The following is a 19,284-nucleotide window of genomic DNA, read 5'->3' on the forward strand; positions in this document are numbered from 1 at the left end:
ACGCTGGTCAACGCTTGGCGGGCCGCGGAGATTCCCGGGCCGGCCGCTGCGCCGACCCGTCGATGGTCCCATGCCCGCCCCGGGCCGTCACGCGGGTTTACGGGCGCCCTTCGGAGTGGGCTTGGGGGCCGGTTCGGGAGCGGGCTTCGGGGCGGGCTTCCAGTCCGGGTGACCGGGCATGGGCGGGGTGGTGGGCCCGTACAGCCAGGCGCGCAGGAACGGCTTCAGATCCTGGCCGGAGACCTGGGACGCGAGCGCGATGAAGTCGGCCGTGCCGGCGGTGGAGTCGCGGTGCCCGGCGACCCACTCCCGCTGCAGGCGCTCGAAGGCGGGCGCGCCGATCCGCTGGCGCAGGGCGTAGAGGACGACGGCGCCGCCGTCGTAGACGTTGGGGCGGAAGATGCTGGTCTTCTTGCCGGGGTCGGACGCCTTGGGGGCGGCCGGGGGGCCGCCGTCGGCGCGCCAGGCGTCGGAGTGCTCGTAGGCGAAGCGCATGCGGGGCTCCAGGGGCCTCTTGCCCCTCTCCTCCGCGTACAGCGCTTCGTACCAGGTGGCGTGGGCCTCGTTGAGCCAGAGGTCGGACCAGGTGCGCGGGCTGACGCTGTCGCCGAACCACTGGTGCGCGAGCTCGTGGACCATGATCGATTCGAGGTACCAGGCGGGAATGTCGGTCCGGACGAACAGGTCCCGTTCGAAGAGGGAGAGCGTCTGCGTCTCCAGCTCGAAGCCCGTCGCGGCGTCGGCCATCAGCACGCCGTAGGTCTCGAAGGGGTACGGCCCCACCCTCCTCTCCATCCAGGCGACCTGCTCGGGGGTCTTCGCCGTCCATTTCTCCAGGCGCTCGCGGTCGGCGGCGGGCACGACGTCGCGCAGCGGCAGGCCGCGCGGGCCGGTGCGGCGGGGGACGGCGGAGCGGCCGATGGAGACCTGGGCGAGCTCGGTGGCCATGGGGTGCAGGCTCCGGTACGTCCAGGTGGTGTTCCCCCCTCTGCTCATCCGGCCGTCGGGCAGACCGCCGGCGACCACGACGAGGTCCTTGGGGACGGTGACGTGGAAGGTGAAGCGGGCCTTGTCGGAGGGGTGGTCGTTGCCAGGGAAGATTCGGTGGGCGGCGTCGGCCTGGTTGGCCATGACCAGCCCGTCCTTGGTGGGGACCCAGCCGCCGTCGGTGCCGCGCGGGTTACTGGTGTGGCGGACGGTGACGGTGAAGTGGCCCTCGTCCGGGAGGTCGAAAGCGGGAGTGACGACCAGATCCTCTTTCACGGGGGTGAACTCGGCGGGCAGGCCGTTGACCACGACCGAGCGGACCGTGCCGCCGGAGAAGTCCAGGTTGAACTGCTCCAGGTCATCGGTCGCCTCGGCCTCGATGGTGGTGACGGCGTCGAGCGGCTTGTCATTGCCGTGATAGGCCAGCGCGATGTCGTAGGAGACGACGTCGTAGCCGGGGTTGCCGAGCTCCGGGAAGAGCCGGTCGCCGATCCCCTGCGCAGTTTCGGAAGGCGGGACGGCGGCGCCGAGGAGGAGGGCCATGACGGCGGTGGTGAGGGCGGCCCGCAGGCGTACGGACCGCCAGGGGCTCGGGGGGCGTTCCCCGGATGAGTGCGGCATGCGTCCACCGCTATCAGCGGGTGGGCCGCGACCGTCGGCGGCGCGACGCCACCCCACCCGTATGAGCGTTTCGGAAGGATGTACGAGCGTCACACCGCCGGACGGTCGTCCGTACGCCTACAGTGGCGCCCCCGCAACGGCCCGGCCCGCCCGTTCGACGTCATAGACCCCCGGGACGCGCCGCATGGCCCGCATCAACTCCGGCAGCCGGCCCGCGTCGGTGAGCTGGAGGGTGTAGGTGTGGCGCACGCGCTGCTCGTGCGGTGGCTCGACGGCGGCCGAGATGACCGCCGCGCCCTCGGCCGCGATGGCCTCGGTGAGGTCCGCGAGCAGATGCGGCCTGCTGAACGACTCGGCGCGGAGCGTGACCCGGTAGTCGCAGGCGCCCGTGCTCTCGGGCGCGCTCCAGCACACGCCCACCGGCGCGCGCCCCGAGGCGACCATGCGCTTCACCGCCGGACACTGCGCGCGGTGCACGGTGACCATGCCGCCGCGCACGGCGAAGCCGGTCACCTCGTCGGGCGGGACGGGCGTACAGCAGCCGGCCAGTCGTACGCTCGCGGCCGCGAGGTCGGTGCCGTCCGAGGTGACGGCGACCGGCCACCGCGCCGCCGGGGCGGTCGACCGGGGCGGGGGGCACGGACGGTCCGCCGGTGGCACCGGCGGGGCGGTGGGGTCCGGTGCCGGGTGGGTGGCCATCCACCGCTCGATGGCGATCCGGGCGGCGGGGGTACGGGCGTGCTCCAGCCAGTCGGGCGAGGGCCCGGAGACCGCGTCGCGGGACATCAGCAGCTGAAGGGTGTCGCCGTCGCGCAGGACGGTGCTGAGCGTGGCCAGTCGGCCGTTGACCCGCGCGCCGATACAGCTGTGGGCGCCGTCCCCGTACTGCGCGTAGGCGGCGTCGACACAGCTCGAACCGGCCGGCAGGCCGATCGTGCCGCCGTCCGCGCGGAAGACCGTGACCTCGCGGTCCTGGGCCAGCTCGTCGCGGAGCGAGGTCCAGAAGGTATCGGGGTCGGGCGTGGCCCGCTGCCACTCCAGCAGCCGGGAGAGCCAGCCGGGCCGGGTGGGGTCCACGCGCTCCCCGTCGGTCGCGTCGGGCGTCTCCGGGGCGGCGTAGGGATTGCCCAGGGCGATGACGCCGGCCTCGGCGACGCGGTGCATCTGGTGGGTGCGGATGAGGACTTGCGCCGCCTCGCCGGTCGGCCCCGCCACGGCGGTGTGCAGCGACTGGTAGAGGTTGAACTTCGGTACGGCGATGAAGTCCTTGAACTCCGAGATGAACGGGGTGAAGCAGGTGTGCAGTTCGCCGAGGACGGCATAGCAGTCGGCGTCCTCGGCGACGAGGACGAGCAGCCGGCCGAGGTCCGATCCGGTGACCCTGCCGTGCTCCAGGCGCACCCGGTGGACGGAGACGAAGTGCCGGGAGCGGACGAGGACGTCGGCCGCGATGCCGGCCTCGCGCAGGACGGCCCGTACGCGCTCGGCGGTCGCCTCCAGCGGGTTGGGCCGGTCACCGTGGGAGAGGACGAGGTCGCGGGTGCGGGCGTACTCCTCGGGGTGGAGGATCGCGAAGACGAGGTCCTCCAGCTCGGTCTTGAGCGCCTGGACGCCCAGCCGCTCGGCGAGCGGGATCAGCACATCGCGGGTGACCTTGGCGATCCGGACCTGTTTCTCCGGGCGCATCACGCCGAGCGTGCGCATGTTGTGCAGCCGGTCGGCGAGCTTGATGGACATCACGCGGACGTCGTTGCCGGTGGCCACGAGCATCTTGCGGAATGTCTCGGGCTCGGCGGCCGCGCCGTAGTCGACCTTCTCCAGCTTGGTGACGCCGTCGACGAGGAAGCGCACCTCCTCCCCGAACTGGCCGCGCACCTGATCCAGCGTCACCTCGGTGTCCTCGACGGTGTCGTGGAGGAGGGAGGCGGTCAAGGTCGTCGTCTCGGCGCCCAGTTCGGCGAGGATCAGGGTCACCGCGAGCGGGTGGGTGATGTACGGCTCGCCGCTCTTGCGCATCTGGCCGCGGTGGGAGGACTCCGCGAGGAGATACGCGCGGCGCAGGATGTCGAGGTCCGCGCCGGGGTGGTGGGCGCGGTGGACCTTGGCGACGTGGTCGATGGCGTCCGGGAGCCGGCCACGCGGGCCGGAGCCGCTGATCGCCGCCCGCCGCAGCCGTCTCAGGTCGAGGCGGGCCCGGCCGCGCCAGCGGCCGGGAGCACCTTCGTTCGGGGTGTCTGCGCTCATGGGCACCTCCGGCAGCGTCGACCGGTGGTCGGCTCACGCCGCCAGACCGGTGCTTGATGCTACCGAGCCCATCACGCGCTGCTCACCCGCTCTCGCCCAGAGTGAAACGGATCACCCATTCGAGCGAGCGGCGCTGTCAGGAGTTCGGCAATCGCTCCGAAGAGGGGTAGTGCGCGCCGTTCAGGCGAGGGCGGTGGCCAGCCAGGCCGCGTCGAAGACGCCTTCCGCGACGATCACGGCGGGGCCGGTCATCTCGATGGTGCCGTCCGGGCTCTCGCTGATCTCCAGGCGCCCGCCGGGGAGATCCACGGTGTAGGTGACGGGGAGGCCGGTGACCGCCGGGTCGACGCCGTCCCGGCGCGCCGCCGCGACCATGACGGCGCAGGCGCCCGTGCCGCAGGAGCGGGTCTCACCGGAGCCGCGCTCGTGCACCCGCATGGCGACGTGGCGGGGGCCGCGGTCGACGACGAACTCGACGTTCGTGCCCTCCGGGTACGCGCCGGCGGGGGCGACGAGGGGGGCGGTGTACAGATTGCCGGCGTCGGCGAGGTCCTCGACGAAGGAGACGGCGTGCGGATTGCCCATGTTGACGTGATGGGCGGGCCAGCTGCGCTCACCGACGGTGACCGTGACGGGCCCCGGGGGCAGCAGCGCCTTGCCCATCGAGACGGTGATCTCGCCGCCCACGCCGTCCTTGGCGATATGGGCGCGGCGGATCCCCGCGCGGGTCGCGACGGCGAGGTCGCCCTCCTCGGCCAGGCCCGCCCACTGGAGGTAGCGGGCGAAGACGCGGACGCCGTTGCCGCACATCTCGGCTATGGTGCCGTCGGCGTTGCGGTAGTCCATGAACCACTCGGCCTCGTCGGCCATCGCCCGCGCCTCGGGGTGGGCCGCGGACCGGACGACGCGCAGCACGCCGTCCCCGCCGATGCCGGCCCGGCGGTCGCACAGGCGGGCCACGGCGGTCGGGGACAGCTCGATCCGGCCGTCGTGGTCGGGCACGATCACGAAGTCGTTCTCGGTGGCGTGGCCCTTGAGGAAGGCGATCTGTGTGCTCACGCTTCGATGGTACGGGGCGCCTGTGACAGCCCCGCCGACCAGGCCGGGGCCGCGGCGGGGCCTGCGCTAGCGCAGGCGCGCGACGCGCCACACGGCGAGCACGACCACCAGGGCGACGACGGCCGTGTACGAGGCGACATAGCGCCAGTCGGGCCGGTTCCCGGAGCCCCTGGCCGGCAGGCCGGGCCAGGTGTAGCCGACCCGGCGGGCGGCCATGACGCCCCAGCCCGCGGCGCAGCAGCTGATCAGCAGGCCGAGCATGGCGACGACCGGTCCGCCGTCGCCGACCTCGAAGGCGAGCGGGAAGGCGAACATCAGCGAGCCGACCGCGGCGAGCACGACGATGGGCGCGAGCTGCCAGATCCGCAGCCGGCGCGGTGGGCGCAGCTCCCGGAACGACGCGGGGGCGGTCTGCTCGGGCGTGGGCCCGTCCGCTCCCTCGGTGTCCTCGGGTCCGTCCGGGGTCAGCGCGGCGGGCTCGCCCTGCGGCGGCTGTTGCGGTCTGTCACGAGGGCCGGCCTCCATCGCCACGCGCCCTCCCCACTCGGACTTCACGGCTCGATCGAAGCTTGATGATGGCACGCTCCCGCAGGCCGAAATGGCGTGCGTGGCGTCCTGATGCCATCACGTGATCAGGCTGTGACCGCCCGTTCGACCAACGCCAGCGCTCGCCCGGGGAGTTCCGCCCTCCGGTCGGCCGCGCCGCTCAGCCAGTGGACGCGCGTATCCCGGCGGAACCAGGAGTCCTGCCGCCGGGCGAACCGCTTGGTGGCCCGTACGGTCTCGGTGCGGGCCTCCTCCTCGGTGCACTCCCCGGCGAGGAAGGCGAGCACCTGCTGGTACCCCAGCGCGCGGGACGCCGTGCGCCCCTCGCGCAGGCCCGCGCGCTCCAGCGCGCGCACCTCGTCGACGAGCCCGGCCTCCCACATGCGGTCCACCCGGACGGTGATCCGCTCGTCCAGCTCGGGGCGCTCGACGTCGACGCCGATCTGCAGGGCGTCGTACACGGGCTCCTCACCGGGCAGGTTCGCGGTGAAGGGCCGGCCGGTGAGCTCGATGACCTCCAGGGCGCGCACGATGCGGCGGCCGTTGCCGGGCAGGATCGCCCGGGCGGCGGCGGGGTCGGCGGCCGCGAGCCTGGCGTGGAGCGCGCCGGGCCCCTCCGCGGCGAGCTCCTCCTCCAGGCGGGCCCGTACGACCGGGTCGGTGCCGGGGAAGTCGAGGGCGTCGATGGTGCCCTTGATGTAGAGCCCGGATCCTCCGACGAGCACGGGGGTGCGGCCTTCGGCGAGCAGCCGGTCGATCTCGGCGCGGGCCAGGCGCTGGTACTCGGCGACACTCGCGGCCTCCTCGACGTCCCAGATGTCGAGGAGGTGGTGCGGCACGCCCTGCCGCTCCTCCGGGGTCAGCTTGGCGGTGCCGATGTCCATGCCCCGGTACAGCTGCATGGAGTCGGCGTTGACCACCTCGCCGCCCAGGTGCTGGGCGAGGGCGACGCCGAGGTCGGACTTGCCGGCCGCCGTGGGACCCACGACGGCGATGACCCGCGGGGCGGGAACTGCGTTTTTCACCGGGTTTTTCACCGGATCAGTCTCGCAAACCTTTGGCTCGCCCCTCGAATGAGCGACGTGACGCGACGCTGTCGGGTTCGTTGCCTGTTGCGAGGTTCCGAGAGCCGGTTCACGGGCCGGTGTCCGCAGCGGCGCCATGGGCCACCCGGACGACGCGGGACTTCGCTCACACCAGTAAGGTAATGGAGTAGATATGGGCGTGTTTTCAAGGTTTCGCCGCAAGAAGGCCGAAGCGTCAACCGAGGAGGCTGCGGCAGCCACTCTGACGGCGGAATCGGCCGAGGACACCGGGACCACCGAGGCGGAGCCGGAGAAGTCCGGCGAGGCCAAGGGGGAAGCCGCGGCGGCCGAGGGAGTCGAGATCCCCAAGCAGCAGTCCGCGGAGAAGGCGGCGGACAGCGAGGCCGGTGAGGGCGCCCGTAAGTAGCTCTGACCAAAGAAAGACGAGGGAAGGCGCCATGGGCCTGTTGGACACTCTCAAGGCCAAGCTCGCCCCTGCGAAGGAAAAGGTCGGTGACCTCGCGCAGCAGCACGGGGGCAAGATCGAACAGGGGCTGGAGAAGGCCGCCAAGGCCGTCGACGAGAAGACCAAGGGCAAGTACAGCAGGCAGATCCAGACGGGCACCGGCAAGGCCAAGGACGCCATCGACCGCCTCGCCGAGAAGGATGGCAAGGACGGCGGCGGTTCCGGCTCCACGGCTCCCTGAGACCTCGTCGGCGACGGGCCGCGGAGCGGGTGCTCCGCGGCCCGTCGCCGTTTCCCTCGCTTCCGGCCTGTACGCCGCTCTGGCGGCCGTGGGGAGCGGAGGTGGGCCCGGGAGCCCTCGGTCGGCCAATCGCGGACCGGCGCCCCGCCCAGGGGCCTGGAGAAGCGCGCTCTACGACCAGGTCGCGACGAAGTACCCCACGCCGTACGGCGCCTCGTCGTACAGCAGCTCACCGCTCAGTCCGGCGCTCTCCCCCGCGCCCGCGAGCACCTGCCAGGGTGCACGCCCGGCGGCCTTCAGTTCGTGCGCCAGTTCCGCGTCGAGGGCGGCCAGGGCCCCCGTGTCGGCGGCCCCCAGGGCGCGCGCGGCCGCGGCATCGAACGCCTCGGCCCGCTCGTCGAGGTAGCCGGGCGCCTTCAGGCTCCGGCAGGCGCTGCCGTCGCCCATCACGAGGAGGGCGGTCCGCTCCTCACCGGCGGTCAGCTCCCGCCCGGTCTTGAGGCACCGCTCGGGCTCCAGGGGCTCTCCGACCCCCAGGCCCTCGACGGGGGCGGCGGCCCAGCCCGTACGGCCCAGCAGCCAGGCGGCCACGGCGAGGGACTGCGGCAGCCGCCGCTCCCCCGTGGGGCCGCCCTGGCCGAGCCGCACCTCGACATCCACGCCCAGGCCCCGGAACGTACCGGTGGCTCCTTGGGGGTGCGCTCCCCGGCCGGTGGCCGGGGCGGGGCCGAGGACGACCAGCCGGTCGGGGCGCGCGGCGGCCAGCACGCCCACCGCGTCGAGGCAGGCGGCGCGCAGGGCGTCCAGCTCGGGCGCGGCCCCGGCGGCGACCTCCGGGACGAGCAGGGGCGGGCAGGGGCACACGGCGGCGGCGACGAGCATGCCGGAACCCTAACAAGGCTCCCGGCGGCCTCAGGGCAGGTCGTCGCGGCCCAGCCACGACGGCAGGACCGGCACGCCGTCCGCGTAGCGGGGTGTGTCCGCTTCCGCGGGCTCCGGAGCCGGCGGCGGGGCCGGCGGCGGGGCCGGCGGCGGGGGCGGGGGCGGGGGCTGGTCACTGTCGTACAGCAGCTCCGCCACCGTGAAGCGGGTGAGGAAAGGGGCCCACCGCCCGTCCACGATCAGGTCGAACCCCTCCGTGGTCCGGAACAGCCGCCTGCGCCGCGGGTTCGCCGGGTGCTGCGGGTCATAGCGCCTCGCGCGCGCCTCCAGCTCGCGCAAGGCGTCCTCGCGGGAGCCGTCGACGTGCGCCATGACCGCCCCGGACAGGCGCTTGTGCTCCCCTGTCCCCATGGTCGTCTCGATGAGCAGACCCCAAGTCGCCAACGGCCCCCCTCGTGCCTCGGGCGGAGCTTCCTCCGTGGAGGTGGGCCCGCCGCTGATCCGTCAGTCGCAGCCGCAGCCCGCGGCGGCCGGGGCCGGGCTCGGCGCGGGCGCGCCGATGCTCGGGATGCCCAGCATCACACCGGCCGGCTTCTCGGCCGGGGCGGCGTTGCGCTTCTCCCAGGCGTCGCCGGCGCGCGTGCGGCGCACACCCTTGGCGGTGCCTTCGGCGAGCAGGTGGTGCGGAGCGGCGTAGGTGATCTCGACGGTCACGACGTCGCCCGGGCGCACCTCCTCGGCGGGCTTGGTGAAGTGCACGAGCCGGTTGTCGGGGGCACGGCCGGAGAGGCGGTGCGTGGCGCCGTCCTTGCGCCCCTCGCCCTCGGCGACCATGACGTCCAGGGTGCGGCCGACCTGCTTCTTGTTCTCGTCCCAGGAGATCTCCTCCTGGAGGGCGACGAGACGCTCGTAGCGCGCCTGCACGACCTCCTTGGGGATCTGGCCCTCCATGGTCGCCGCCGGGGTGCCTGGGCGCTTGGAGTACTGGAACGTGAAGGCGTTCGCGAAGCGCGCCTCGCGCACCACGTGCATGGTCTGCTCGAAGTCCTCCTCGGTCTCGCCGGGGAAGCCCACGATGATGTCGGTGGAGAGGGCGGCGTCCGGCATGGCGGCGCGCACCTTCTCGATGATGCCCAGGAACCGCTCCTGGCGGTACGAGCGGCGCATCGCCTTGAGGACGGTGTCCGAACCGGACTGGAGCGGCATGTGCAGCTGGTGCATCACGTTCGGCGTCTCGGCCATCGCGGCGATGACGTCGTCGGTGAAGTCACGCGGGTGCGGGGAGGTGAAGCGGACGCGCTCCAGGCCCTCGATCTCGCCGCAGGCGCGCAGCAGCTTGGAGAACGCCTCGCGGTCACCGAGGTCCGAGCCGTAGGCGTTGACGTTCTGGCCGAGCAGGGTGATCTCGGAGACGCCTTCGGAGACCAGCGTCTCGATCTCGGCGAGGATGTCGCCGGGCCGGCGGTCCTCCTCCTTGCCGCGCAGCGCCGGGACGATGCAGAAGGTGCAGGTGTTGTTGCAGCCGACGGAGATGGAGACCCAGGCCGCGTAGGCGCTCTCGCGCCGCGTCGGCAGCGTCGAGGGGAAGGCCTCCAGCGACTCGGCGATCTCGACCTGCGCCTCTTCCTGGACGCGGGCGCGCTCCAGCAGCACGGGCAGCTTGCCGATGTTGTGCGTACCGAAGACGACGTCGACCCAGGGGGCCCGCTTGACGATGGTGTCGCGGTCCTTCTGGGCCAGGCAGCCGCCGACGGCGATCTGCATGCCGGGCCGCTTCGTCTTCATGGGGGCCAGCCGGCCGAGGTTGCCGTAGAGCTTGTTGTCGGCGTTCTCCCGCACCGCGCAGGTGTTGAAGACGACGACGTCGGCGTTCCCCTCCTCGGTGCCCTCGGGCGCGCGGACATAGCCCGCGTCCTCCAGCAGACCGGACAGTCGCTCGGAGTCATGGACGTTCATCTGGCACCCGTAGGTGCGCACCTCGTATGTCTTCGCACTCATCTCAATCGACCAGGGTACGTGGTCGGCCGGACAGGTCGCCTCTTCCCTTCCCACCCCCTGCCGAAGCCCGGCCGGGCCTGACAGGATCCCGCCCATGGAACCCGGATCCCCGCGCCTCGGCAGGCGCCGCGCCGTACGGACGGGCGTGGCGGCGGCCGTCGTGTTCGCGCTGCTCGCGTGGTGGCTGCTGGCACAGCACGGGACGTCGCCGCCGGGCGGTCGGCTGTCGTTCGCGACCGGGGTGCCGACCGGCGTGTACGCGATGTACGGCGATCTGCTGAAGGAGGACCTGGGCCACGACATGCCCTCCCTGGAGGTGCGGCTCAGGCGCAGCCAGGGGTCGCTGGACAACCTCCAGCGGCTCACCTCGGGTGCGGCCGACTTCACCCTGGCCACCGCCGACTCCGTCGCCACCTACCGCGACCGGCGGGAACCAGGCTCGGAGCGGCTGCGCGCGTGCGCGCGCCTGTACGACGACTACATCCAACTGGTGGTCCCCAAGAGCTCGGGCGTGCGGTCGGCGCGGGACCTCAAGGGGCTGCGGGTGGGTGTCGGCACGGACGAGTCGGGGGTGCAGCTGATCACGCGCCGGCTACTGAGGGCGGCCGGGCTCGACTTCGACGAGGACGTCAAGCCCGTACGGGTCGGCATCGACCGGATGCCGGGGCTGCTGGAGAGGGGGGAGCTCGACGCCTTCTTCTGGTCGGGCGGGCTGCCCACGAACGCCGTCCAGACCCTCGGCCGCCGGCTGTCGATCAGGCTCGTACAGCTGGACGACCTGATCAAGCCGCTGCACGCGCTCGGGCCCGAGACGCACTACTACAGGGCGGCCGTCATGCCGGTGGACGCCTATCCGGAGCTGCAGGCCCAGCAGGCGGTGAAGACGATAGCGGTCGCGAATCTGCTGGTCACCACGGACCGTGCGGACCCCGAGTTGGCGGAGAGCGTGACGCGCTCGGTGATGAACAGTCGCGACCGCATAGGGCAGAAGGTTCACGCCGCGCAGAAAGTGGACCTCCGAACGGCGATCTACACCGACCCCTTGGAGCTGCACGTGGGCGCTCGGCGCTACTACCTGTCGGTCAAACCATGACGGCAGCGTTCGCTTTGGCGAAGCGGACCGAAGCCGCTCGCCTCAGGGACGCGGCTGGGCCACCGCTCCCCCGTCGCCGTGGCGCGGCACCCTGATCACCGCCCGCAGCCCCTGCGGTTCGTTGGGCGCGTACGACAGGGTGGCTCCGCCCGCCGCCAGGAGGGCGCGGGAGATGGACAGGCCCAGCCCCGAGCCGGAGACGTTCTGGTGACGGCCGCTGCGCCAGAAACGGTCACCGATTCGGGTGAGTTCGTCCTCGGTGAGCCCCGGTCCTCCGTCGGCGACGGTGATCCCGACCGTGTCGCCCTCGACCGTGACGCTGACGTCGACGCGAGCGTCCACGGGCGTGAACTTCAGAGCGTTGTCCACCACGGCGTCCAGGGCGCTGGAGAGCGCCACCGGATCCGCCCAGCCGGTCACCGCCGAGGGGCCGCTGTAGGTGAGGGTGATCCGCTCCCGGTCGGCGACCGGTGACCAGGCGCCCACCCGGTCGGTGACGATCTCCGCAATGTCGGTCAGCTGGAGGTCCGCGGCCGTGTGCTCGGCCAGCGCCAGGTCCAGCAGGTCGTCCAGGACCCGGGCCAGGCGCTTGCCCTCACCGCGGACGGAGGCGATCTCCGTGTGCCCCTCGGGGAGGTCCAGGGCGAGCAGCTCGATGCGCAGCAGCAGGGCGGAGAGGGGGTTGCGCAGTTGATGGGAGGCGTCGGCGACGAAGGCGCGCTGCTGTTCCAGGACGTCCTCGACGTTGTCGGCCATCTCGTTGAAGGACCTGGCCAGCCGGCGCAGCTCGGGCGGTCCGCTGTCCACCGCGACGCGTGAGTTCATCCGTCCGGTGGCTATGCCGTGCGCGGCGGCGTCGAGGGTCCGTACGGGCCTCAGCACCCACCCGGTGAGCCGGAAGGCGGCCGCCACCGCGAGGAGCATGGCCGCCGTCTCGCCCGCCACGAGCAGCATCCAGGAGTGCAGGATCCGGGACCTCAACTGTCCGGTGGGCGAGTCGGTGACGACGACGGCGACGACGTCGCCGTCCCGGATGACCGGAGAGGCGACGGTGATCCGGCCGTGTCGTAACGGCCAGACCTGGGCGGGGTCGTGGCTGCGGCGGCCCGCCAGGGCCTCCTGGAAGGCCCGTCGGCCCTCTTTGCCGGTGGGGACGGACCAGTGCTCCGGGGCCACGGCCATGGCCCGTTCGTCACGGTAGAAGATGCCGACCCTGATGCCGTACAGGCTTTCGTAGCGGAGGAGTTCGGTGCGCAGCGTGGTGAGCCGCTCGTCGGTCTCGGCCTCCGGGTCGAAGGGCCGGGTGGTGACGTACTGGGCGAGCGAGGCGAACCGGGCGGTGTCGTCGATGCGGTCGACGACCAGTCGCTGCTGCTGGGCGGCGGCGATGCTGCCAGCGAGGGGGAAGCCGAGGGCCAGCAGGACGCCCGCCAGCAGGACGATGAGGAGCGGGAGGAGTCGGGTGCGCACGGGTCCGTCCGGCCGTCACGCCGCCGGGACGACGATTTTGTAGCCGACCCCGCGAACCGTCTCGATGAGGGCGGGCATCCGCAGTTTGGAGCGGAGCGAGGCGACGTGCACCTCCAGGGTGCGTCCGGTCCCCTCCCAGCTGGTGCGCCATACCTCGCTGATGATCTGTTCGCGGCGGAAGACGACGCCGGGGCGCTGGGCGAGCAGCGCCAGGAGGTCGAACTCCTTGCGGGTGAGCGCGACGACCGTGCCGCCCACGGTCACCTGCCGGTTGGGGAGTTCGATGGTGAGCGGTCCCAGGCGCAGGGGCTGCGGCGCGGCGGGCTCACGGTCCTCCTCGGAGGCGTTGTCGGCGTGCGGGGTGCGCCGGGCGACCGCGTGGATACGGGCGAGGAGTTCGCCGGTGTCGTACGGCTTGACCACATAGTCGTCGGCGCCGAGGTTGAGGCCGTGGATCTTCGATCGGGTGTCGGCCCGGGCGGTGACCATGATGACAGGAGTGGTGGTGCGCTTGCGGATCTTGCCGCAGACCTCGAAGCCGTCCTGGTCGGGGAGGCCGAGGTCGAGGAGGACGACGGCGAAGGGCGCGCCGTCGTCGGGCAGCAGCGCCCGCAGTGCCTCTTCGCCGCTGCGGGCGTGGGTGACGTCGAAGCCGTGCCGGGCCAGGACGGCCGCCAGGGCCGCGGCGACGTGGTCGTCGTCCTCCACGAGCAGCAGTCTCATCCGCCCCCTCCGTCCAGCCGGTGTGAGCTCCGGCAACACCGCATCCACGCTGATGGAAGCCTCTTCCGTCAAGAGGGTTGCTGGTGTGAGCGCGCTTCCGTTATGCAGCCGGTACTCCCACACCACCCCTGTGCGCGCCGTGCGCCCCCTTCACGCGGTGTGTCCCTTTGCGGCCGGATCGTTATGCTCAATTTCAGCTCAGATGTAATGACGCTGGTCGTTGCCGCTCATTAGGGTCCTCCCCAACCGAGGAGGATGGAGCGAGGAACGCCGATGAGCGAAGTATCGGTGACCAAGGACGCCGCGGCGGCCCCCGCGGACGCGCTGGTCGTCCTGCACAACGTCAACAAGCACTTCGGCGCGCTGCATGTGCTCCAGGACGTCGACCTGACCATCGGGCGCGGCGAGGTCGTCGTCGTCATCGGGCCCTCGGGCTCGGGGAAATCGACGCTGTGCCGGACCATCAACCGCCTGGAGACCACCGACTCCGGGTCGATCACCATCGACGGCAAGCCGCTGCCTCAGGAAGGCAAGGAGCTGGCCCGGCTGCGCGCCGATGTGGGCATGGTCTTCCAGTCCTTCAACCTCTTCGCGCACAAGACCGTCCTGGAGAACGTGACCCTGGGACAGGTCAAGGTGCGCAAGACGGATCGCAAGAAGGCCGAGGAGAAGGCTCGCGCGCTGCTCGACCGGGTGGGCGTCGGCGCCCAGGCGGAGAAGTACCCGGCCCAGCTCTCCGGCGGCCAGCAGCAGCGCGTGGCGATCGCCCGGGCGCTCGCCATGGACCCGAAGGTGATGCTCTTCGACGAGCCCACGTCGGCGCTGGACCCGGAGATGATCAATGAGGTGCTGGAGGTCATGCAGCAACTCGCGCGGGACGGCATGACCATGGTCGTCGTCACGCACGAGATGGGCTTCGCGCGCTCGGCCGCGAACCGCGTGGTCTTCATGGCCGACGGCCGGATCGTCGAGGAGGCGCGGCCGGACCAGTTCTTCAGCAACCCGCGCAGCGACCGGGCGAAGGACTTCCTGTCGAAGATCCTGCACCACTGACCGCCCGCTTCTCCCGCTTCCCACCGCCCGGCGGACACACCGTCCGCCGGCGGACACCATCGGCGCTCCGACTCGCCGCGCAACAGCCGCAGACGCAAAGGATGTTCACCATGAAGCTCCGCAAAACCGCCGCAGCGGCCGCCGTGGTGCTGGCGCTCACCGCGTCCGCGACCGCCTGTGGCAAGTCGGGCAGCCCCGACGACAAGGCCGACAAGGCCGGCGACAAGTCCGCGCCGCCCCTGCCGACCTACAAGGTGAACACCGCCGCCGATGTCAAGGACTCGCCGGTCTTCGAGAAGATCAAGGGCAAGACGATCACGATCGGCACCAAGGCCGATCAGCCGGGCCTGGGTTTCGAAAACCCCGCCACCAAGAAGCGGTCCGGTTTCGACGTGGAGATCGCCCGGATGATCGCGGCCGATCTGGGCTTCGACGAGGCCCACATCAAGTTCCAGACGATCCCCTCCGAGGCCCGCGAGACGCAGATCGCCAGTGGCGGCGTCGACCTGTACGTCGGCACGTACACGATCAACGACGAGCGCAAGAAGCAGGTCGGCTTCGGCGGTCCGTACTACATCGCCGGCCAGAGCCTGCTGGTGAAGGCCGACAGCGACATCAAGGGCCCGGACGACCTCAAGGGCAAGAAGGTCTGCTCGGCGACCGGTTCCACCCCGCTCAAGCGGATCAAGGACCCCAAGTACGGGGCCGCCGAGGTCAAGGCGCAGCAGGGCTACCAGCTGTGCGTGCAGGAAGTGGTCAACGGCACCGTCGACGCCCTCACCACGGACGACTCGATCCTCAAGGGCTACGCCGCCGAGAACAACGGCGCCCTGAAGGTCGTCGGCGAGCCCTTCTCCAAGGAGCCGTACGGCGTCGGCCTGAAGAAGGACGACAAGGCGCTGCGCGACGCCGTCAACAACGCCCTCGAGGCGCACATGAAGAACGGCGACTGGAAGAAGGCGTACGACGCCACGCTCGGCCGCTCCGGCGTCGCGGCCCCGAACCCGCCCGCGGTCGACCGCTACTGACCAGCGGCCCGCGCCTGATCGGTCCCGCGACGGCGGCCGGAGCCCTGGACCTTCCGAGGTCCACCGGGCTCCGGGCGCCGCGGCCGTGGAGGCCCGCCACGCGATTTCCGGAGAGTTGACGTGAACGTTCTGTCGGACAACTTCGCGATGTTCCGCGAAGGCTTTATCGGCACCGTCGAGCTGACGGCGCTCAGCGCCCTGCTCGCTTTGGTGCTGGGCACCCTGATCGCGGGGTTCCGCGTCTCTCCGGTGCCCGCGCTGCGAATATTCGGCACCGCCTGGGTGACATTGCTGCGCAATACGCCGCTGGTGCTGCTCTTCCTGGCCGTGACCCTGGGGCTGCCCGCGCTGGGGCTCAAGGGCTGGGACTCCTTCTGGCTCGCCGTCATGGCCCTGGGCTGCTACACCTCGGCGTTCATCTGCGAGGCCATCCGGTCCGGCATCAACACGGTGCCGGTGGGACAGGCGGAGGCCGCCCGCTCGATCGGGATGACCTTCACCCAGACCCTGAGCCAGATCGTGCTCCCGCAGGCCACCCGTACGGCGATCCCGCCCATCGGCAGCCTGCTGATCGCCCTGACCAAGAACACCGCGATCGCCTCGGGCTTCAACGTGGCCGAGCTGAGCTCGGTGCAGAAGACGCTCAACGCGGCCTCGGGCTACAACATCTACGTGATCTTCCTGTGGATCGCGATCTGCTACATCATCATCACTTTCGCTATCAGCGGCCTCTTCCGGCTGCTGGAGACCCGGCTGGCGGTGGCCCGATGAGCGCGAGCATCCTCTACGACGCACCCGGACCCCGTACACGGGCCCGCAACCGGGTCTACGGGGTGATCTCCACCGTCGCCCTCCTCGGCCTGCTCGCCTTCATCGTCTACAGGCTAGACAAGACCGGGCAGTTCCAGGCCGGGCTCTGGGACGACTACGAATACAGCGACACCCAGCAGCGGATCGTCGACGGCCTGCTGACGACGCTCAAGACCTTCGCCATCGCCGCGGTGCTCTCGGTCGCGCTCGGCACGGTGCTCGCCGCCGGCCGGCTCTCCGACCACAAGCCCGTGCGCTGGCTGGCGACCGTGGTCGTGGAACTCTTCCGCGCCATGCCGCTGCTCATCATGATCTTCCTGCTGTACGCGGGGATCTTCACGTCCGACCCGATGTGGGCCCTGATCATCGGGCTCACGCTCTACAACGGTTCGGTGCAGGCGGAGATCTTCCGGTCCGGCATCAACGCCGTGCCGAAGGGGCAGAGCGAGGCCGCGTACGCGCTCGGCCTGCGCAAGACGCAGGTGATGACCGGCGTCCTGATCCCGCAGGCCATCCGCTCGATGCTGCCGTCGATCATCAGCCAGCTCGTGGTGACGCTCAAGGACACCTCCCTCGGCTTCATCATCCTGTACGAGGAGCTGCTGTTCGTCGGCAAGGCGTTCGCCCAGCAGACGCCGCCCGTGAACGGCGTCTACGCCTTCATTCCGATGGTGATCGTCTTCGGTTCGATCTACATCCTGCTGTGCCTGGCCCTGTCCTCCCTCGCCACCTGGGTCGAACGGCGCACGAAGCGCTCACGCAAGGGCAGTCCGCCCGCCATGACCCTGCCCAACGCCGCCGTCATGGCCGCCGGGAGCGCCGGAGCCTCCGGCGTGGGCGGGACCCCGCCGCAGTGAGCCGGGGCGGGTGACGCCCCGTCGGCCGATGCGGCGGACGGGGCGCGCTCGCCCGGGCGCGCCGCGAGGAGGGGCCTGATCGCTTGACGCAAGCACCCGCAATGGGTTGCATACGTTCTGTGATCGAGCACCGTGTTCCCTTTCCCGGCCCCCGTACGTATCGCGCGGTGCGTAGAGCGCGTACGCATCGCGGAGTCCAGGGCGGGGCCGTCCGCCGCCTCGGGGTGCGGGGAGGCGTGCAGTGGACCCGGTGATCGTCGTCGGGGCCGGCCCGGTCGGTCTCACGCTCGCGCTCGCGCTGGCCCGCCACGACGTGCCCGTCATCGTGCTCGACGAGACTGCGGCCGACGGAACACCCGCCGAGGGAACCGACTGGCGGGAGGAACGTCCGGCCCGCACCGTCGTCCTGCGCCCGGACACCGCCGCCCTGCTGGAGCGGCTGGGGTGCGCCCCGTCCGAGGGCACCCGGTGGACGGGCTGGCGCACCCTGCGCCGCCGCGCCGTGGTCGCCCGGATGCCGTTCGACGCGGCGGAGGATTCCGACGATCCACAAAGGGGCTACGGGCCGGCGGCACCATCGCCGCTGCATCTGCCGCAGCAGGCGCTGATCCGGGAGCTGCGTGCCGCGCTCGCCCTGGAGGACAAGGTGCGGTTCGTGGCCGGCGCGCGGGTCGACAGCCTGCGGCAGGACGACGCCGGGATCACCGTGCACACCCGCGGCGACCAGGGGTCGGGCTGGCGGTGCAGTTATCTGGTGGGCTGCGACGGCGCCCGGTCGACCGTCCGCAAGCTGCTGGGCGCGCGCTTCCCAGGGCGTACGGCCGTCGAGCGGCACGCGGTCGCCGCGCTCCGCGCCGAGCTGCCCTGGCCCGGCGAGGCGGTGCTGCACCGGTCGCCGCCGCGCGGCCCGGAGGTGACGGCCCGTCCGCTGCCGGACGGCGTATGGCGGCTCGACTGGCTGCTGCCGCCGGGCGACGACCTGGTCACACCCGACGCGCTCCTGACGCTGGTACGGGACTCCCTGGGCGCGTGGTGCGGGGACGTGCCGCCGTACGAGCTCCTGGACACCGGCGTGCACGCCGTGCACCACCGGCTCACGCGCCGTATGCGTACGGGACGCGCCTTCCTCGCCGGGGACGCGGCCCATCTGCTCGGGGCCCTCGGCACCCAGGGGCTCGACGAGGGGCTGCGGGATGTCGAGAACCTGGCCTGGAAGCTCGTACTGGCCTGGCATCAGGACGCGTCGGAGGCACTGCTCGACAGCTATCAGGTGGAGCGGCGCGGGGCGATCGTGGCGCGGCTGCGCGCGGCCGACCGGTTCCTGCCGGGCGTGCGGGGACAGGGTGGGTGGCGCAGCGTACGGCGCACGCTGGTGCCGGGCGCCGTGCGCGGACACGACGAGCTGCTCACCGAGGGCCACCTCGGGCTCGGCGCCCTGGGCGCGCCCTTCGTCCACACCCGCACCCCCCTCGCCCCGGCCGGCCCTCCGGCGGGCTCCGTCGTGGTGGGTACGGATCCGGGGGCGCTGGTCGAGAACGTCGCGGTGACCGCGCCGGACGGGTCGGTGGTGAACCTGCGGGAACGGCTGGGCGGCAGCCTGCTGGTGGTGCTGGTCGCGCCCGGGACGGGTGTGTGGGAACGGCGGCACTGGCTGGGCGCCGGGCTCATGCCGCGGCTGACGGCCGCCGTCGGCGCCCTGCCGATGCGGGCGGAGGTGCTGGTCGCCGAGACCTATCCGGGGGCGGCGGCCCACACGGTCCTGGTGGTACGGCCGGACGGTCATCTGGTCGCGGCACTGGCCGGGGTGCGGCCGGCGGAGCTGTACGCGTGCGCGGACGCCGTACGGGGCGGGTCGGCGGCTCCGCGAGGGGCGTCCGACGACGCCGAGGGAACGCCGGGCTCCCCGGCGGGCGGCGAGGGCGCGGAGCGCGCGGTCGCGCCCGGTGGAGCCCCCAGTGAGGCCACGGCCAATCGTTGACCCCGCCCGGACGACCGTGGTGGACTACCGACTGTGACTGACAGCGGCGTGCGTTTCTGGCGGAGGGTCCATCTGGACCTGCTCCGCTACGCCGGCTGCGTCTGTCGTCCGTCCTGCTGATCCGCTTCCTCCGTCGCGCGGCCGCGCCAAGTGCCGCGCGCTCCTTCGCGATCACTCAGGACGGTCTCCTGTGTCTCTTCCCG

General features: G+C 71.9%; 19 protein-coding genes. 9 read left to right on the forward strand and 10 right to left on the reverse strand.

Going from position 1 to position 19,284, the window contains the following annotated elements; all coding sequences use genetic code 11:
- Nucleotides 1-87: 87 nt before the first annotated feature.
- The 5 genes from ACZ303_RS22850 to miaA form a co-directional block, all read right to left on the reverse strand.
- Nucleotides 88-1,608, reverse strand: a complete 1,521-nt coding sequence (locus tag ACZ303_RS22850; protein WP_467341789.1) for a M1 family metallopeptidase — start codon at nucleotides 1,606-1,608, stop codon at nucleotides 88-90.
- Nucleotides 1,609-1,725: 117 nt separating this feature from the next.
- On the reverse strand, nucleotides 1,726-3,852 hold the full coding sequence (locus ACZ303_RS22855) for a RelA/SpoT family protein (RefSeq protein WP_467341791.1): 2,127 nt from the start codon (nucleotides 3,850-3,852) through the stop codon (nucleotides 1,726-1,728).
- Nucleotides 3,853-4,032: 180 nt separating this feature from the next.
- On the reverse strand, nucleotides 4,033-4,911 hold the full coding sequence (dapF, locus tag ACZ303_RS22860) for a diaminopimelate epimerase (protein ID WP_467341793.1): 879 nt from the start codon (nucleotides 4,909-4,911) through the stop codon (nucleotides 4,033-4,035).
- 66 nt (nucleotides 4,912-4,977) lie between these two features.
- A complete protein-coding gene (locus ACZ303_RS22865) occupies nucleotides 4,978-5,436 on the reverse strand; it encodes a hypothetical protein (RefSeq protein WP_467341881.1) in 459 nt (152 codons plus the stop codon).
- Between the two features lie 107 nt (nucleotides 5,437-5,543).
- The gene (miaA, locus tag ACZ303_RS22870) at nucleotides 5,544-6,482 is read right to left on the reverse strand and encodes a tRNA (adenosine(37)-N6)-dimethylallyltransferase MiaA (RefSeq protein ID WP_467341795.1); all 939 of its coding nucleotides are present in this window, start codon (nucleotides 6,480-6,482) and stop codon (nucleotides 5,544-5,546) included.
- Nucleotides 6,483-6,675: 193 nt separating this feature from the next.
- On the opposite strand from miaA, the gene ACZ303_RS22875 reads away from it, so the two are divergent.
- Both ACZ303_RS22875 and ACZ303_RS22880 read left to right on the forward strand, forming a co-directional pair.
- Nucleotides 6,676-6,909: a gliding motility protein gene (locus ACZ303_RS22875; RefSeq protein ID WP_467341797.1), complete on the forward strand. Its 234-nt coding sequence runs from the start codon at nucleotides 6,676-6,678 to the stop codon at nucleotides 6,907-6,909.
- Nucleotides 6,910-6,940: 31 nt separating this feature from the next.
- Nucleotides 6,941-7,189 (forward strand): antitoxin, encoded by a 249-nt coding sequence (locus ACZ303_RS22880; protein ID WP_467341799.1) that lies wholly within the window; start codon nucleotides 6,941-6,943, stop codon nucleotides 7,187-7,189.
- Between the two features lie 171 nt (nucleotides 7,190-7,360).
- On the opposite strand, the gene ACZ303_RS22885 is transcribed toward ACZ303_RS22880, so the two are convergent.
- From ACZ303_RS22885 to miaB, 3 genes are all read right to left on the reverse strand, one after another.
- Nucleotides 7,361-8,071 (reverse strand): class III extradiol dioxygenase subunit B-like domain-containing protein, encoded by a 711-nt coding sequence (locus ACZ303_RS22885; RefSeq protein WP_467341801.1) that lies wholly within the window; start codon nucleotides 8,069-8,071, stop codon nucleotides 7,361-7,363.
- A gap of 30 nt (nucleotides 8,072-8,101) precedes the next feature.
- Entirely contained in the window at nucleotides 8,102-8,482 is a 381-nt protein-coding gene (locus ACZ303_RS22890) for a hypothetical protein (RefSeq protein ID WP_467341883.1), read from the reverse strand.
- A gap of 93 nt (nucleotides 8,483-8,575) precedes the next feature.
- The gene (gene miaB, locus ACZ303_RS22895; RefSeq protein ID WP_467341803.1) at nucleotides 8,576-10,069 is read right to left on the reverse strand and encodes a tRNA (N6-isopentenyl adenosine(37)-C2)-methylthiotransferase MiaB; all 1,494 of its coding nucleotides are present in this window, start codon (nucleotides 10,067-10,069) and stop codon (nucleotides 8,576-8,578) included.
- Nucleotides 10,070-10,163: 94 nt separating this feature from the next.
- Here miaB and ACZ303_RS22900 point away from each other — a divergent pair, with 94 nt between their 5' ends.
- The gene (locus tag ACZ303_RS22900; protein WP_467341805.1) at nucleotides 10,164-11,162 is read left to right on the forward strand and encodes a TAXI family TRAP transporter solute-binding subunit; all 999 of its coding nucleotides are present in this window, start codon (nucleotides 10,164-10,166) and stop codon (nucleotides 11,160-11,162) included.
- A gap of 42 nt (nucleotides 11,163-11,204) precedes the next feature.
- Here ACZ303_RS22900 and ACZ303_RS22905 read toward each other — a convergent pair whose 3' ends face one another.
- Both ACZ303_RS22905 and ACZ303_RS22910 read right to left on the reverse strand, forming a co-directional pair.
- A complete protein-coding gene (locus tag ACZ303_RS22905; protein WP_467341807.1) occupies nucleotides 11,205-12,632 on the reverse strand; it encodes a sensor histidine kinase in 1,428 nt (475 codons plus the stop codon).
- A 15-nt stretch (nucleotides 12,633-12,647) separates the two neighbouring features.
- Nucleotides 12,648-13,355 (reverse strand): response regulator transcription factor, encoded by a 708-nt coding sequence (locus ACZ303_RS22910; protein WP_467341809.1) that lies wholly within the window; start codon nucleotides 13,353-13,355, stop codon nucleotides 12,648-12,650.
- A gap of 273 nt (nucleotides 13,356-13,628) precedes the next feature.
- Here ACZ303_RS22910 and ACZ303_RS22915 point away from each other — a divergent pair, with 273 nt between their 5' ends.
- From ACZ303_RS22915 to ACZ303_RS22940, 6 genes are all read left to right on the forward strand, one after another.
- Nucleotides 13,629-14,408: an amino acid ABC transporter ATP-binding protein gene (locus tag ACZ303_RS22915; protein WP_467341811.1), complete on the forward strand. Its 780-nt coding sequence runs from the start codon at nucleotides 13,629-13,631 to the stop codon at nucleotides 14,406-14,408.
- Between the two features lie 110 nt (nucleotides 14,409-14,518).
- Nucleotides 14,519-15,436, forward strand: coding sequence for a glutamate ABC transporter substrate-binding protein (locus ACZ303_RS22920; protein ID WP_467341813.1), 918 nt, complete (start codon nucleotides 14,519-14,521; stop codon nucleotides 15,434-15,436).
- A gap of 120 nt (nucleotides 15,437-15,556) precedes the next feature.
- The gene (locus tag ACZ303_RS22925; protein ID WP_467341815.1) at nucleotides 15,557-16,207 is read left to right on the forward strand and encodes an amino acid ABC transporter permease; all 651 of its coding nucleotides are present in this window, start codon (nucleotides 15,557-15,559) and stop codon (nucleotides 16,205-16,207) included.
- Nucleotides 16,204-17,103, forward strand: coding sequence for an amino acid ABC transporter permease (locus ACZ303_RS22930; protein WP_467341817.1), 900 nt, complete (start codon nucleotides 16,204-16,206; stop codon nucleotides 17,101-17,103). The genes ACZ303_RS22925 and ACZ303_RS22930 overlap by 4 nt, the downstream gene beginning before the upstream one ends.
- Nucleotides 17,104-17,344: 241 nt before the next feature.
- Nucleotides 17,345-19,081, forward strand: a complete 1,737-nt coding sequence (locus ACZ303_RS22935) for an FAD-dependent monooxygenase (protein WP_467341819.1) — start codon at nucleotides 17,345-17,347, stop codon at nucleotides 19,079-19,081.
- Nucleotides 19,082-19,129: 48 nt separating this feature from the next.
- Nucleotides 19,130-19,201 (forward strand): putative leader peptide, encoded by a 72-nt coding sequence (locus ACZ303_RS22940; RefSeq protein WP_467341885.1) that lies wholly within the window; start codon nucleotides 19,130-19,132, stop codon nucleotides 19,199-19,201.
- The last annotated feature ends 83 nt before the right edge of the window (nucleotides 19,202-19,284 follow it).

The organism is Streptomyces sp. NPDC023527, assembly GCF_055560115.1.

What these genes read in the sequence shown, in the direction of transcription:
- ACZ303_RS22930 (WP_467341817.1), top strand. Translation starts at nt 16,204, where the DNA reads ATGAGCGCGAGCATCCTCTACGACGCACCCGGACCCCGTACACGGGCC.
- ACZ303_RS22890 (WP_467341883.1), bottom strand. Translation starts at nt 8,482, where the DNA reads ATGGGGACAGGGGAGCACAAGCGCCTGTCCGGGGCGGTCATGGCGCAC.
- ACZ303_RS22865 (WP_467341881.1), bottom strand. Translation starts at nt 5,436, where the DNA reads ATGGAGGCCGGCCCTCGTGACAGACCGCAACAGCCGCCGCAGGGCGAG.
- ACZ303_RS22900 (WP_467341805.1), top strand. Translation starts at nt 10,164, where the DNA reads ATGGAACCCGGATCCCCGCGCCTCGGCAGGCGCCGCGCCGTACGGACG.
- ACZ303_RS22885 (WP_467341801.1), bottom strand. Translation starts at nt 8,071, where the DNA reads ATGCTCGTCGCCGCCGCCGTGTGCCCCTGCCCGCCCCTGCTCGTCCCG.
- ACZ303_RS22855 (WP_467341791.1), bottom strand. Translation starts at nt 3,852, where the DNA reads ATGAGCGCAGACACCCCGAACGAAGGTGCTCCCGGCCGCTGGCGCGGC.
- ACZ303_RS22875 (WP_467341797.1), top strand. Translation starts at nt 6,676, where the DNA reads ATGGGCGTGTTTTCAAGGTTTCGCCGCAAGAAGGCCGAAGCGTCAACC.
- miaB (WP_467341803.1), bottom strand. Translation starts at nt 10,069, where the DNA reads ATGAGTGCGAAGACATACGAGGTGCGCACCTACGGGTGCCAGATGAAC.
- ACZ303_RS22850 (WP_467341789.1), bottom strand. Translation starts at nt 1,608, where the DNA reads ATGCCGCACTCATCCGGGGAACGCCCCCCGAGCCCCTGGCGGTCCGTA.
- ACZ303_RS22880 (WP_467341799.1), top strand. Translation starts at nt 6,941, where the DNA reads ATGGGCCTGTTGGACACTCTCAAGGCCAAGCTCGCCCCTGCGAAGGAA.
- ACZ303_RS22920 (WP_467341813.1), top strand. Translation starts at nt 14,519, where the DNA reads ATGAAGCTCCGCAAAACCGCCGCAGCGGCCGCCGTGGTGCTGGCGCTC.
- ACZ303_RS22915 (WP_467341811.1), top strand. Translation starts at nt 13,629, where the DNA reads ATGAGCGAAGTATCGGTGACCAAGGACGCCGCGGCGGCCCCCGCGGAC.
- ACZ303_RS22910 (WP_467341809.1), bottom strand. Translation starts at nt 13,355, where the DNA reads ATGAGACTGCTGCTCGTGGAGGACGACGACCACGTCGCCGCGGCCCTG.